Raw genomic sequence first — 15530 nt, forward strand, 5'->3', positions numbered from 1 at the left:
CAAAGAAGTCCATACAAAAAGTTAGCATTTACTTTTATTAAGATAAATTACTATTCTTTGGCTGGAACTTTTTATTATATTAGCGATAGATATATTCCACAAGACATACTCGATAGAATCCCTGACGAAATACTTTTAAAAATTCGTAATATAAAACCTCAACAACCTAATTCCCCTCCTAAAAATCATAGCGAACCTCCAGTTGATGAATCTCAAACTAATGAAAATAGAAGTAAAAAACCTAAAAATAAGCCAATTCCATATACTCAAATTCAACACCAACCAATTAAACATAACCCAATCCAAAATGAATATAATACACAGGCTTTCATTTTATTTGTGCTTTTTTTAGCAGGTTCTATTCTGTTAAAACTTTGGAAAAGTTTTCTTCTTCCTCCTCAAATATTGTTATTATTTGTTAGCATTATATATGCTATTTTGAGTGTAATAGTTATTCACCTTACGATAGATAATTTTTTTAATAGAAGAAATCATCATTTTAAACATACCAATCGCATTATTGGAATTTCTTTAGCAATTTTCTATATATTGGTATTTGTTTCAATAATATGGAAAATAGATAAAATTCCAACATCTATAAATCTTTTTGGCGAAAATAATCAAACTCAGTTAGCTAGACAAGATACAAGAAATGGAGAAACCCGAAATAATATTCCAGGTGAAAACAGAAATATTTCTCATGCTTCTCCTTCAAATAATATTAACTGTCCAAAAGATGCGCTAATTACTTTTCAAGCATTTAAAGATTGCAATAAAAATGAATCTAATAAAGCAAAATTAGAGGAAGAATTAAAGACTCAGTATGTGTTATCATTACCTGATGATACAATTGCTGGAAACTTAATAAAATATTATCTAGATAGTAAAAATAACGACCAATTCCAAAACAGAAAACGTGACATAGAGAAATGTCAAAGAGATAACCCTATGACAGATACAGGTAATAATGACAAAAGAGTTGACTGCATAAAACGTACAATAAACAAATCTAAACAACCGAAAAAATGATAATCCAGTATACACCGATAATTTTAATATAGATATTTCATTTCTACATCACCAACCCATGAATAACCTCTCAATTAGAGCCATTTTTTACGCACTATGCGGCATAGTTTCCGCCCTGCTAGGCTGGAGTATCAGTCAAATTTTATGGCAAGAAATAGGCACTTTCTTGATGCTATTTGTACCCAAAGAATTTAGCATTCCTCCCTACATAATCTTATTAATTATTGTCACTCCTTGTATTACAAGTGGCATGATCATAGCAGAAACTTTCATGAGTAACCCTACTCGTTATAAAGCTAATTGGCGATTCTTGACTCGGACATTTTTTAAAAAAGTGTTTATAGTCGGTGCATTAATAGGTTTATTTCTTGGTATTTTAAACTGGACGCTATTACAAAGTAACTGGTCAGGTGGTTCAGTCAGAATCATTTCTTGGATCATTATTGGTGCATTTGCCGGTTTAGCTGAAAGTATTAGTTGGAGTTGGCGAAGTATTGAAGGAACAGGAAATAGGGTCATTCAACGTATTCTGCAAAGTACAGGTCTTGGTGCTGGTTCAGGATTATTAGCAGCCAGTTTTTGCGAAAGTGTAAATATAGCATTAGGTCAATATCAAGAAGCCTTTGGTTTCTTTTTATTTGGTGGTTTATTAGGTTTATCTTTATGCTTTGCAGCCAAACCCAGTTATCAAGTAGCATTGAGAGCAGGAACAGGATTTGAAGCCACAAAAAAACGCACTAGAAAATCAACCACTCAATTACAAGTTAATAATAATGCTCCCACACAAATACTCCGACCAACATTAAATAATCAATCGCTCAAATATATTCCTGATAATGATTACAAACATATTGAGGAAGGAGTTTCAATTCAATTACCAGGAAAAAGCAAGAACCCCATAATCATTGGTTCTGGGGATACAGCAGATATTTATATCCCTCATTTACCAGAAGAATGTGCATCTTTAGAGATAAATTCTGATAATGTAATTATTCGTTGTTTAGCAGAAAAATCTGTGAAACTTCAACAAAAATTTCTACCGGAAAATCAAAAAAACACCCTCAAACATAATCAAATTTTGACACTTTATCATGAAAACAATGAAGAGAAATTCTACAGATTCATTTTCTATAACCGCTTACTTGACCCCCAAGCTTAAATTAGGAATTGTTACTCTTTTATTAGGCTTTTTACCATTACCTGTTTTTGCTAATTCCAAAATTGAAGTATCTCCCCGTCCTACGGATGCTGATATTGTCACCTTAAAAGTTAAAGTTGTTAATGATAACAATATTCCTATTGAGGGATTACAAAAATCTGAATTCAAATTACAAACTGCCAGAATTATCGCCAAAAGTCAAGATACTCCTATTAATCTTGACTTCTCAGAAGTGACAAAATTTAGATTAATTCCACCGGGAGAACAATTAACATCAGATCCTGCTTATGTCGTCATTCTTTTAGATATGAGTGGAAGCATGAGAAAAAAAGATGCTAGTGGAGTCAAAAAAATAGATGGTGCTATTCTGGCTATTCAAGGATTTATTAAATTAGTCCGCGAGAAAAATTTACCTGTACATATTTCCTTAGTACCATTTGGAGAATCACAAATTGCTAAAGATAATTATGAGGTTAACCAAGAAATTATTGCTAAAAATTTCCTTCCAGCAAATTCACCAGATTTAGATAAAAGAGTATCTGATTTAGCATCTTCTCCCACTAACGCTGGGACTAATTTATATGATCCTTTAAAGGAAGCTGTACAGTATTTAGGTGATAACTCCGAAGAATTGACAAGACAAGCAAATAGTAGCAATGATTTGAGAAAAGATGAACCACAAATTCCGCCTAAATTAGCTGTAATGTTATTATCTGATGGTTATCACAACAGTAAACGCAAAACAGAAGATCAACAATTTACTAATTTAGAAAAAGTCTTTAAAAAATATCCGACAGTCAGAGTTTACACTTTAGGTTATGGAGAGTCTTTAAAACAGTTAAGAGATCGTGCTAATAACTGCAATATTCCTAATAGTTGGTTAGAAAAAAAACAAGCAGTTGATTTAATTCAATCGTGTAAACTTCCCTCTGGTGACATATTCAACTATATCGTTGATCAACCAAGATTAAAACAAATTGCTGAATTAACAGGAGGTATTAGTAAATTTCCGCAAGATGTAAATGAAGCTGTTAACAGTTTAGAAACCTTTTTTAAAGCATTACGAGAATATGAATTACAATATATTCAACCAAATGCAGCACCAGCAGAAGAATATCAAGTGCAAGTTAGTGTTAATTCCTCTAAAAGAGAACTAAATATTAATGCTGAACCTGTTAAGATCAGAATGCCAAATATATCTTTTTATAAATTACCTTTGATCCCAGATCGGTTATTTATATTAATATTAACTTTAGGTATTTTAGGAGGTGGTATCTTCTGGTTTAAACGTTGGAGTCAACAACTTAAAACAGAAGCTGATCGATGGATTTAGTCAAAAAAGTCCCCCACTTCTCTAAGAAGTCGGGGACCTGAAGGATATGAATAAATAACCTACAAAAATGGGTTATTTAATGGGGAATTTAGCTAATAATTCTTCACGGGACAACTGAGATAAGTTGAGGAATAAATCAGTTCTCTCTGTGAGAGAAAGTTCCATAATAGAAGTAACAACAGCTAATAATTGCTCATCTAAATTACCAAAACGTGCTGTTAGTAAACTTCCTACTATTAACCGTAATTCTTCTTGTCTTCCCGTTTGTAGTCCCGTTTGCAGTCCTGTTTCTAGTCCCATTTGCAGTCCCTCTTGTCGCCATTCTTCGCGTTGTTTGAGATATGCTGGTGATAAAGTCATAATCAACTCCCTATCTTCATCGTTGATATTAGTGTTAATCTCTATATTTTTACGCCAAGATGCTAAAATTTCCAGTAGATAATTACGCTGGTTTTCTGTGGAAACTGTGATCAGTTCTTGTACTGCTTGTTTTTGGGTTTCCCCATTACCTAACACCCTTAACCATAGTGTATCCTGATTTTTGGGTAATTGGTTAATTGCTACAATTGCGGTTTTCTGCGATTCTCCTAGAAAATAAACTCCTGTTTCCCAATCATCTTTGAGTGTAGCTCTAAATCCATCTAATTTATTTTTTGAGCAAGTTGGTGTTAAAATCCATAAAAGGGGGAACTCGTTTTCCATTATCCGACGATCTTCTCTTTTTGCTTGTCGAAACAATTCTTCATGAAGGCTGTATAATTTTGACATACAACTTCTAATTGTCATTTCATTGGGAGGATTACGAAAAGGTTCAAATAGACAGCTTGTAACTGCCATTTTCGCTAATAATCCTAAATCGGAAGTTACAGGTTTTGATTGATTGGGAACAAACCAAATATCTATTTCCCTAACTTCGCTTTTTACGTCTTTACCAATATCTACTTGACCTAAAGGTTTTAATAATTCCTCTAGATATTCTTTCGCAAATTGGTCATGGGCTTCTCTCGTCATACAAAATCCATAATTAATAATAGTGTTTTCATGATGTCTGAATATACGTTAGTTGCCAGAATAGCACAAGCAGGAAATAAGGAAATTAGTTATTCTATTAATTTGAGTACATTATATGAAAGTTATCCTGAAGATTATTTTCGCCAAGAAAATCATCGTTTTCTGATTAGTCAAACTATTGAACAACAATCAGCTAGAATGTTAACTTCTGAAAATTTAACTGCGATCATTTCTAATTGGATTGCAGATATTAAAATTGGTCGTCATCGTACTATTGTAACGTTAGATTTACCTCTTGATGCTTCTGTTCCTATCCAACCTGTAATTCCCATCAATAATCCTGGAAATAACCCTATTGTTGCTCCTGCTAAGAAACCTCTCCGTCCAGTAGTAACTCCAACTTCCGAAATAAAAACTGCAAATATCTCTACCAATAAAGTTGAAAATTCTCCTAATAATAACACAGAAAAAATACAAGAACCAGTTACAGATATTCGGACTGATACTAATAAAGCTGATTTTTAAGGAAGTTAAAAAATATGAAACCCGAATTACCTTATCCTAAATGTCAGCAAGAATTACAGGATTTATTAAAATCTCGTTATCCGTTAATCTTTTTGAGATCATCAGAAGAAAATCGCGCTATTCGTTGTACAATAGATGCCCATTTAGCAATTTTGAATAATGCAGATATTCAAGATGGAGAATTAGCACAATGGAATAGCACAGAAGGTTTTAAACAAAGACTAGAAACTACTGGTTCTGTAAATCAAGCACAATGGCAAAGATTAGGTAATGCTATTGATATAAATGGTAATCCAATTTTACAATCTTTAGATATTCTGCAACATCGTTTACAAGATCAAGTTAGTAAAAATCTCCAACGACAACACACCTATTTATTGCCAGATTGGTCTGTTTTATTGCGCCCTGATGATCATTTAATGGCTCGGAAATTGAAAGAATTAATATTAGTAATAGACCAAAAAAGACCTTTGGTAAGAATGTCTTTAATTATCATTGGTTCAGATTGGACTATTCCGACTATTTTGCGAAATATGGTACATATTATAGATCTACCTTTACCTGTGGAAGCAGAACTTTATGAAGATGTTTTTAGTGTGGCTGTAGAAAAATATGGTTTAACAGAATCAGATGCTGGAAGATTAGCAGAACAAGCTCAAGGAATGCCTTTACAAGCGGCAATTCAGGCTGCTAAATTATCAACATCTCGAAATTTATGGACAGATCCAGAAGCGGCTGGACAGTTATTATTAGAAGCCAAAAAACAGGAACTTAGAAAAACTGGAGTTTTAGAATATTATGCTCCCTCTGGTCAAGGTTTGAGAGATGTGGGAGGATTAACTAAAGTTAAAGAATGGATATATAGCCGTGAGTGTTGGTTTGCTCAAGACGGACAACCAGAATTACGTCCTCGTGCTATTTTACTCGAAGGGTTCCCTGGTTGTGGAAAAACTTTTATTGCCAGAGCGATCGCACAAGAATGGCACGTACCCCAGATTAATTTTGAAATTGCTCGGTTACAATCGCGCTGGGTAGGAGAATCGGAAAGCAACACTTTCCAAGCGCTTAGAGCCATCGAAGCCTCAGCCCCAAATATCCTATTTATGGATGAAATCGAAAAGGCTTTTGCCGGTGTGGGAGGTGATAGTTCAGGAATTAGTACCAGACAGTTTGGGACATTTTTATCCTGGTTAAATGATCACGAATATCCAATTTTTTTCATCGCCACTTCTAATGATAGAGAAAAATTACCACCGGAATTGTTTCGCGCAGGCCGTTTTGATGAAATTTTTATAGTTATGCCTCCCAATACTGAGGAAAGATATCAAATTTTGCAAAAACGCACTACCGCTTATAAATTACCACCAACTCCACCTTCTATATTAGAATATCTTGTTGAAAAAACCGCCGGTTATTCCGGTGCAGAATTAGATAAATTGGTCAGAGAAGCTATTTATTTAGCTGAATATGGACACTTACCAACAAAGACTCATTGGGAAAATGCTTTATTACAAATTAGTCCCCAATATCGGACTCCCAATATGCAGCAACTATTGCGAAAATATTTAAAATTAATAGAAGGTGGTGGTGGTAAACCTGCATCAGAATTAGAAATAGGTTTTTTAGAAAATCTGATTATTCCCGTCTAGTTTTGTTTGTAATTTTGTCTAAATCTCCAAATCTTTAATTATCAATTTTTGATTCCTATCCATTGGGTAACAGGGGACATTGATTTCCAACCCAGAAATTTACCAATAGGTTCTGCGCGTTGAATAGTAATGCGGGTAAAGTTTCCGCCCACTTTTTCATGCCATTGATATAATCTTTGTTCACCTTCTAAAGTAACAACATTAACTACCATTCTGCCCCCAGGAAGTAACACATTCCAGCAATTTTCTAATATTTCTGGTGCTGTGACACCACCACCGATAAAAATAGCGTTTGGTGTGGGTAAATTGGGGATAACTTCTAAAGCTTTACCTGCCATAATTTGTAAATTTGGTGTTCCTAAAGCAGCAGCATTATCAGCTATATAATTTAGTCTAGTGGAATTTTGTTCAATAGCGATCGCTCGACATCTTCTATCACTTCGCAGCCATTCTATAGAAATAGAACCACAACCAGCCCCCACATCCCACAGCAACTCGCCCGGTAAAGGTGCTAAACTTGATAATGTCACCGCCCGGACTTCCCTTTTCGTCAATTGTCCATCATGATGAAAAGCATCATCAGGTAAGCCGGGAAATCTCGATAAACCAACTATTCCCCTATCAGCAACACATTCCACCGCAATAGTATTTAAAGAAGCGATATTTTCTTCTTGCCAATTAGCAGCGATATCTGTTATAATGTTTTCATTAATATTACCTATTTTTTCTAAAACGGTAATTTGACTATTACCATAACCGCGACTTATCAAAATTTCCGCCACAATAGCTGGAGTATGTTTTCCCTCACTCAAAATTAATAATTTTGCACCGGGATAAATGTAAGATTGCAGTAAAGAAACCGGACGACCACATAAACTTAAAGTTTCCACCTCCGTTAATGACCATCCTAGTCGAGAACAAGCCAGACTAAAAGCCGAAGGTGCAGGAATAATTGTAATTTCAGAAATAGGAATATCTTTAAGAATAGTTGCACCCACACCATAACATAGAGGGTCGCCACTAGCTAAAATACAAACTGCTTCACCACGACGACTGATAATTTCAGTTATGGAAGTTGGAAAAGGTGATTTCCAGGGAATTTTTTCGCTGTTGTCGTCAGCGGGTAACATGGAAAGATGACGTTCTCCACCAAAGATAATTTTAGCTTTGTCTAAGCAAGAAAGAGCTATGGGACTTAACCCTGCTACACCATCCTCACCGATACCGATAATTGATAACCATTTTTTCATAATTCGTGAAGTTGTTTCTTTTGCTGGAATATCGCTTTTATTACCTTACCGTGAGGGGATGTGAAGTTGGTGCTTTGAGTTGGATAAGAGTTTTTTCTCGCAGAGACGCTAAGACGCAAACAAGAGGGCGGGAGGACTTTTGATGGCTAAGTAAGAGGGTGTTTAAAAAGTCATGATTGCTGTATCAAATATTTTACCCCTCCCTAACCCTCCCCTTTGTAAGGGGAGGGAACTAGATTTTTATTGTTACCCCCCTTTACAAAGGGAAAGGGGGTAACAATGTGATGAAAATTACGGGATACCACTTTTCAAACAACCTCTAAGGTGTCAGGTATATTTCTAGTTCTTGAAAATCTAACACTTTCATATCTGGGAGCTTGAGAATTTGATCTACAGAAAATGGACAAGGTATTGAATAAATTACCTATTATTGCAAAGTTATTTTATTTTTGGTTACTACTCCGAATTATCCAATAACTAATGGATAGGGCAAGAATCGCAATCCCCAAACCAATAATTTCTATACCTTCAGTTACTTTTAAATCAAGAATAATAATTTTTCTAGCAATAGCAATTAAAGAAGTGACAATAACTAATTCAACTTGTAAAACGTGCTTTTTGAGGTAGCCAGTAATATTTTCTAGTATTTCTAAAGCAATTAAAACATTAAGAAATAAACCGAAAGTTTGAAACAATGTCTTGCTAAAACTACCTTCTTTTGGAGAAAGTATTTCCTGAAAAATAAATATTGCTAAATCACCAAGGGTGGCAAAAATTACTATTATCATAAAGAGAGATAGTAATTTGGCAACTATTACCTCGACAATTTCGATCAGGTGAATAAAGCTTTTATCACTGGTAAGTTCTAGAAAATTTTTAATGAATTTTCTCATTTGATACTCCTTGATTAAAATTAAATTGGAAATTACGAATATAAAACAAAAATCCTGTAGATAAATCTCAAGGATCAAAAAGCATAAATATATTTTCTACTTTCACAAACTTGTCAGTTCCAGAAAGTGCTTTTAAAAGTAATAAACCATTACTTAGATTTTAAGATTAATCATGATCATTCTTGTACAATTTAGGTATCTAAAAATACAATCATAACCATTGATAATTAACAATAGATGAAGTAGTAAATCCCCAATTCGGGAATATAGTTAAAAGCTTACCATTGGGAAGACTGAAATTGATAATTTTTAACAGTAGATTCTACAGGGATTGGTACTAATTGCACAGCACAGGCTTTTAATTCTGGTTGGAGGGAATCAGGGCAGGCTTCTGAATGGGTAAGCGTATTAGCTTCTGCATCATCTGCCCATAGCTTACCCCAGTGCATAGGCACAAAGACAGTACCGGGAGAAATAGCTTTTGTGACTTTAGCAGGAAACTTAGTTTTACCACGACGCGATCGCACTTCTAACCACTGATTATCAACAATACCTAAAGCAGCAGCATCACGGGGATGAATCTCGATAAATGGTTGCGGGTGCAGTTTGCGAATTTTCTCAATTCTGCCGGTGCGTGTTTGTGTATGCCAATGACCATACAATCTACCAGTAGTTAATATAAAAGGATAATTATCATCAGGTGGTTCAGCAAGTCCTTTTGAATAATATGCACCAAACTGGGCGCGTCCATCATTTGTGTGAAAGCGTAAATTAGTATATAGACGCTTAATTTCTGAATTACTACCTTGTGGATAAGGCCAATGAGTTGGACCTTGTGCGGCTAAAAACCCATGACTCAAACCCGACATATCACAAGGACGCTGACGAGTTAATTGAACAAATTCAGCATAAACTTCCGCAGAATTATTAAAAGTAAACTTATCAGTAAAACCTAATCTTTTTCCTACTTCCGCGAAGATTTCCCAATCAGGTTTTGCTTCTCTTGGTGGTTCCCGAAAAGCCGAACATAGAGTTACCCTTCTTTCCGAATTAGTCATAATCCCAGTTTTTTCACCCCACTGCGCCCCCGGTAATAAAACATGAGCATAAGCCGATGTTTCTGTTGGGTAATAAGCATCTTGATAAATAGTAAAAGGAGATTTTAATAACGCCTTTTTCGTTCTTTCCAAATCTGGCATACTCACAGCCGGATTAGTCGCAGCAATCCATAATAAACCTACATTTCCAGTTTCCAAACCAGTGATCATTTCCCAAGCAGTTAAACCAGGAACAGGGGAAATCTGTCCTTTTTTTAAACCCCAAAAATCCTCAACTTCCGCCCGATGTTGGGCATTTTTTACCAACCGATAACCCGGTAGCAAATGGGATAAACCTCCCGCTTCTCTGCCACCCATAGCATTAGGTTGACCAGTCAAAGAAAAAGGACCTGCACCAGGTTTACCGATTTGTCCCGTCATTAAATGTAAATTAATAATAGTTCTAACTTTAGCCGTACCTTCAGAAGATTGATTAACACCCATTGACCATAAAGAAAGTACAGATTTAGATTTTCCCCAATATTTAGCAGCCGTTTCTAAATCTTCAATACTAATACCACAACGACTCGCCACTACCTCCGGCGAATAATGCCGAATTACCTCAGCATAAGCCGGAAAATTGCTAGTACAATCATCAATAAAAGCTAGATCAACATAATTCCATTTCATTAATAAATAGGCAATCCCATTTAACAAATCAATATCTGTACCTGGACGAATAGCTAAATGTAAATCTGCTGCTTCGGCCGTTGGGGTACGCCGAGGGTCAACCACAACCATTTTAACATGGCGATTTTTTTTATGATATTTTGCTAACCGATTAAAAATAATGGGATGACATTCCGCCGTATTTGTACCAATTAAAAAAGCACAATCAGTTAATTCTAAATCATCGTAACAGCAAGGAGGCCCATCAGCACCAAAACTTTGAATGTACCCAGATACCGCACTAGACATACACAACCGGGAATTAGCATCGAAATTATTAGTTCCTAAACAACCTTTGAGTAACTTTTGAGCAATATAATAATCTTCAGTTTGAAATTGTCCAGAACCATACATACAGATAGAATCTGTGGCTTGATTCAAGCGCAATGTTTGAATCCGTTGGGTAATAATATCAAAGGCTTCATTCCAACTCACACGCCGAAATTCTGCATCTAACGAATCGCGTACCATTGGATGATGCAATCTACTTTTATCCAAAGATTCAGCAATAGTTGCACCTTTAACACATACCATTCCTTGACTAGAAGGATGAGATTTATCACCCCTAACTCTCCAAATAGGAATTCCTTCACTATCTCGATTTGTGGCTTTTCCATATTGGGCTGGTGCAGAAACTTCTAAACCGCAACCAACTCCGCAATAAGGACAAAGTGTTTTGGTAAATTCATTCATGATATTTATGGGATTTCACACTATTGTGCAAAATTTTTTATGAGAAACGAACCGCAGAGGACTCAGAGATAATTTCATAAGAGGAGAAATATTTTTAATTTCTGGTTTTTTGCATTCTTGCCTTTGCGTCTCTGCGCCTTTGCGTGAGATATTTATTTTTCTGCTATTAAAATCGGTTGAGGATTAATTATTTCGGCTTCATTTTCTTTATCAGATACAAATGGTTCTTTGGGGACTTTTCCCAATTACGTATTATGCCAATTACTCATCAACATGAGCGCAGCGACGATAGAGGAAGTCTAAGGCATAGTTTCGTAGGTTGTAATATTCTGGATTTTCCATAATTCGGCGACGGTTACGAGGACGAGAAAAGGGTATTTCTAATATTTCGCCAATATTTGCTGCTGGTCCATTTGTCATCATCACTAATTTATCTGCGAGGAAAAGTGCTTCATCAATATCATGGGTGATCATCAAAACTGTGATTTGATGTTCTGACCAAATTTGCAGGAGTTCTTCTTGTAATTCTTCTTTTGTGATGGCATCTAAAGCACCGAATGGTTCATCTAAAATCAGGAGTTGGGGACGGATGGCTAAGGCACGGGCTATAGCTACTCTTTGTTTCATTCCTCCAGATATTTGACTAGGTTTCTTTTGGGCTGCTTCTGTTAGTCCTACCATTGCTAAATGTTCTCTGACTATTGCCCGTTTTTCCGATTTGCTTTTGTGAGGAAATACGGAATCAACACCTAAATAAACATTATCAAAAACATTTAACCAAGGTAGTAAACAATAGTTTTGAAATACCATCATTCGGTCTGGACCGGGTTCGGTTATGGGTTGACCTTGTAACCACACGACCCCGTTGGTAGGTTTATTAAATCCAGAAACCATGTTGAGCAGTGTTGATTTTCCACAGCCGGAATGGCCAATTAAACAAATAAATTCACCTTCACTAACTTTGAGGTTAATGTCATCTAGGACGGTGTATGATCCTTTATCAGTGGGGTAAATTTTGTTGACACCATCAATTACTAAGAAGTCTTCTTTTTTCTGGGTTTGTAATTGTTGAGTTTTGTTATTATAGTTTACTGTTGTCATGATATTTTTGGTAATAGGGAATGGATAATTGGTAATAACAATTGAGAATTGACAACTGATACCATTTCTTTATGAGGCTACGCTTAATTTTGTAACCTTATCTTTTTCTTCTCTGTGTCCTCTGCGCCTCTGCGGTTCGTTCCTTTTTAAATTTGGCGCATCTTTATACAGAATTGGTATGACTAGATAAATACTTCTTCTACTCGAAGCTGGCGTTTAATTTCCAAACTTTTTAGATATTCTATTGGTTCAGAAGGATTAAAGACTTTGCCATCAAATAATTGAATTGTTTCTTCCCTACCAATATCTAAAATGCCTCTTTCTCGTGCGGCTGCACCAAATATATCTGGACGGCAAACTCTGTCAATGACTTCTACCCAGTTTTTGGGGAAAGCTACTACACCCCAACGGGCTAATTGAGTTAAAATCCATAGCATTTCATGACGATCCGGATAGTTGGCTTTGTTGAAATAAAACTGATGGGAAGTTTGGGGTTGGTTGTGATTACCATGCTTGTAATTGTCTATTAAACCTGGAGGAAGATGAAGGGAATTACTACCAAGATAGTCAGGTTGAGAAATTAATTTGAGAACTTCTTCCCGGTTGCGAATATCATCGCAATATTCACAAGCTGCTAATAGGGCTTTGACTAATGCTAGATGTGTTTGGGGATTTTCCAGCGCCCAATTTTCTCTTACTCCTAATACTTTGTCTGGATGTCCATGCCAAAGTTCTGAGGTGATAGCAATAATAAAACCCAAATTCTGATCAACTGCGTGAGAGTTCCAAGGTTCACCGACACAGTAACCATCAATTTTTGCTTCTTGGAGGGCAGTTACCATCTCTTGTGGTGGAATTACCATCAAACTAACATCTACATCAGGTTTAATTCCACTTGCTGCTAACCAATAGCGCAATAATAGGTTTTGCATGGATGCGGGATGGACAATTCCCAAAGTATGGGTTTTGTCTAAGTCAGCCTTAATAATGGCTTGAAAGTCTGTTAAGTTTTTTACTCCACTGTTGAATAATTCTTGGCTGAAAGTAATGGCGCTACCGTTGCGAGAAAGGGTCATAGCTGTTACCATTGACACCGGATTTTTACCTCCTGCACCTAATGTCAGGGCTAGGGGCATACCTGCAACCATTTGGGCGGCATCAAGTCTACCAGTTACTACACCTTTCCCTATGTCTTTCCAGCTAGTTTCGCTGTTTAGGTTGACTTCTAAACCATATTTGGCAAAGAAACCTTTTTCTTTTGCAATTATTAAGGGTGCAGCTTGAGTCAGGGGAATATAGCCAATTTCCAAATGAACTTTTTCTAAGTTGTTGTTAGAAATAATAGCAGGTGCAGTAGGTTGTTTCTGGCGTTTTTTTGCTTTTTTTTGTTGATTGAGAAAGTAAATTATTTCGTTCCGTAAGTTATAGTAAAAAGGATTGTTAACTACTTCTAAACGGTGACGGGGACGGGGAATAGGTACTTCGATAATTTGGCCAATGTGTGCCTCTGGTCCATTGGTCAACATCACAATGCGATCGCTCAATAATAATGCCTCATCAACATCATGGGTCACCATCACACAGGTAATTCTGTGTTGATTACATATTGTCATTAATTGCTCTTGTAAATTGCCCCTTGTCAATGCATCCAAAGCACCAAAAGGTTCATCTAACAATAATAACTTGGGACGGGTAGCTAAAGCACGAGCGATCGCAACTCGCTGTTTCATTCCCCCGGATAATTCACTAGGACGCTTATTAGTTGCCCGTCGTAAACCCACCATATCAATATGTTCTTCTATTATTCCCCGACGTTCTCCTTTAGGTAGATTTTGATGGACTTCATCTACAGCCAAGGCGATGTTTTCCCTTACAGTTAGCCAAGGAAGTAAGGAGTAATTTTGAAAAACCACCATTCTATCAGGACCTGGTTCTCTCACTTCCCGACCTGCCAAAGTTACACCACCAATACTAGCTTGATCTAAGCCAGCAATAATATTTAGTAAGGTGGATTTACCACAACCAGAATGTCCAATTAAAGAAACAAATTCACCTTCAGAAATTTTTAATTCAATATTTTTTAAAGCAATATATTTACCACCATTGGGGAGGTCAAATATTCGGTCTACATGGTCAATCTCTAAAAAAGTATTCATGATGAATGGTAATGGATAATTGGCAATCTCAGAAATTACGACGAACTAAGAATTATTTTTGTTCTGTTGTGACAACTTTATTAGCAACAAAAGCCACCATTCTATCTAAAACTAATCCCACTAAACCGACATATACCAAGGCGATAATAATCTCGCTCATATTAGTTTCGGTAGTTGTGTTATAGGCATCCCAAATAAACGAACCAATACCCACACCACCAACTAACATTTCCGCCGCGACAATTGCCAACCAAGATAAACCTATGCCAATTCTTAACCCGGTAAAAATATAAGGAACAGTTGCCGGAAACACAATCTTCAAGAAATAACTGCTCTTCTGCAAACGCAAAACACGAGCGACATTTACATAATCTTGAGGAATATTCTGCACGCCCACAGTTGTATTAATCACAATCGGCCAAATCGAAGTAATAAAAATCACGAAAATTGCCGAAGGATTAGCTTGTTGGAAAGCCGCTAAAGAAATTGGTAACCAAGCTAAGGGAGGGATAGTTCTTAATACCTGAAAAATCGGATCTACAGCATTATAAAGAAAAGTATTAGAACCAATTAATATTCCTAAAACAACCCCGACAACTGCTGCTAGAGAAAAACCTAAAGCAACCCGTCCTAAACTTGTCAATATTTGCCAGCCTAAACCCTTATCACTGTCACCATTATCGAAAAAAGGATGGATAACAAAAGGGTCCCAAGTTTCCCGAATTGTTTCTATCGGTCCAGGTAATTGAAAACTAGGAATTAAACAAAGTAATTCCCATAACACCAGAAAAACAAATAATCCAAACAGCGGCGGTATAACCTTGTTAATCAAAAACTTATTAATTACCTTCTGCTGTTTACTACTAACTCTACGACTTCCAACAATAGCAGCCATTTATTTCTCCTAAGTAAAATATTAAAAATCTCTTTTCCTTCTCTTCTCTGCGGCTTTGCGCCTCTGCGTG

The 15530-nt window shown here is 36.1% G+C and carries 12 protein-coding genes; 5 read left to right on the forward strand and 7 right to left on the reverse strand.

Annotated elements, in window-relative coordinates; genetic code table 11:
• Positions 1 to 57 precede the first annotated feature (57 nt).
• Genes AA650_RS11635 through AA650_RS11645 form a run of 3 tightly spaced genes read left to right on the forward strand, consistent with a single transcriptional unit; the run spans position 58 to position 3521 of the window.
• Positions 58 to 1029 (forward strand): DUF6688 domain-containing protein, encoded by a 972-nt coding sequence (locus AA650_RS11635; RefSeq protein WP_053539139.1) that lies wholly within the window; start codon positions 58 to 60, stop codon positions 1027 to 1029.
• A 58-nt stretch (positions 1030 to 1087) separates the two neighbouring features.
• The gene (locus AA650_RS11640) at positions 1088 to 2188 is read left to right on the forward strand and encodes a hypothetical protein (protein ID WP_199924431.1); all 1101 of its coding nucleotides are present in this window, start codon (positions 1088 to 1090) and stop codon (positions 2186 to 2188) included.
• A complete protein-coding gene (locus tag AA650_RS11645) occupies positions 2130 to 3521 on the forward strand; it encodes a vWA domain-containing protein (RefSeq protein WP_199924432.1) in 1392 nt (463 codons plus the stop codon). The genes AA650_RS11640 and AA650_RS11645 overlap by 59 nt, the downstream gene beginning before the upstream one ends.
• A gap of 72 nt (positions 3522 to 3593) precedes the next feature.
• Here AA650_RS11645 and AA650_RS11650 read toward each other — a convergent pair whose 3' ends face one another.
• Complete coding sequence (locus AA650_RS11650; RefSeq protein ID WP_053539142.1) at positions 3594 to 4532, reverse strand: hypothetical protein; 939 nt, start codon at positions 4530 to 4532, stop codon at positions 3594 to 3596.
• A 30-nt stretch (positions 4533 to 4562) separates the two neighbouring features.
• Here AA650_RS11650 and AA650_RS11655 point away from each other — a divergent pair, with 30 nt between their 5' ends.
• Together AA650_RS11655 and AA650_RS11660 are read left to right on the forward strand one after the other, a co-directional pair.
• Entirely contained in the window at positions 4563 to 5057 is a 495-nt protein-coding gene (locus tag AA650_RS11655; RefSeq protein ID WP_199924433.1) for a hypothetical protein, read from the forward strand.
• Positions 5058 to 5071: 14 nt separating this feature from the next.
• On the forward strand, positions 5072 to 6706 hold the full coding sequence (locus AA650_RS11660; protein ID WP_053539144.1) for an AAA family ATPase: 1635 nt from the start codon (positions 5072 to 5074) through the stop codon (positions 6704 to 6706).
• A 41-nt stretch (positions 6707 to 6747) separates the two neighbouring features.
• Here AA650_RS11660 and AA650_RS11665 read toward each other — a convergent pair whose 3' ends face one another.
• From AA650_RS11665 to ntrB, 6 genes are all read right to left on the reverse strand, one after another.
• Entirely contained in the window at positions 6748 to 7956 is a 1209-nt protein-coding gene (locus tag AA650_RS11665; protein WP_053539145.1) for a bifunctional cobalt-precorrin-7 (C(5))-methyltransferase/cobalt-precorrin-6B (C(15))-methyltransferase, read from the reverse strand.
• A gap of 443 nt (positions 7957 to 8399) precedes the next feature.
• Positions 8400 to 8849 carry a phosphate-starvation-inducible PsiE family protein gene (locus tag AA650_RS11670; protein ID WP_053539146.1) on the reverse strand — a complete coding sequence of 150 codons (450 nt, stop codon included), beginning with the start codon at positions 8847 to 8849 and terminating at the stop codon, positions 8400 to 8402.
• Between the two features lie 278 nt (positions 8850 to 9127).
• On the reverse strand, positions 9128 to 11308 hold the full coding sequence (locus tag AA650_RS11675) for a molybdopterin oxidoreductase family protein (protein ID WP_053539147.1): 2181 nt from the start codon (positions 11306 to 11308) through the stop codon (positions 9128 to 9130).
• Positions 11309 to 11569: 261 nt separating this feature from the next.
• Positions 11570 to 12409 (reverse strand): nitrate ABC transporter ATP-binding protein, encoded by an 840-nt coding sequence (locus tag AA650_RS11680; RefSeq protein WP_053539148.1) that lies wholly within the window; start codon positions 12407 to 12409, stop codon positions 11570 to 11572.
• A gap of 182 nt (positions 12410 to 12591) precedes the next feature.
• Positions 12592 to 14565, reverse strand: coding sequence for an ABC transporter ATP-binding/substrate-binding protein (locus AA650_RS11685; protein WP_053539149.1), 1974 nt, complete (start codon positions 14563 to 14565; stop codon positions 12592 to 12594).
• Positions 14566 to 14617: 52 nt separating this feature from the next.
• Complete coding sequence (gene ntrB, locus AA650_RS11690) at positions 14618 to 15460, reverse strand: nitrate ABC transporter permease (protein WP_053539150.1); 843 nt, start codon at positions 15458 to 15460, stop codon at positions 14618 to 14620.
• Positions 15461 to 15530: the final 70 nt, after the last annotated feature.

Origin of the sequence: Anabaena sp. WA102, assembly GCF_001277295.1 — a bacterium.
Classification (GTDB): Bacteria; Cyanobacteriota; Cyanobacteriia; order Cyanobacteriales; family Nostocaceae; genus Dolichospermum; species Dolichospermum heterosporum.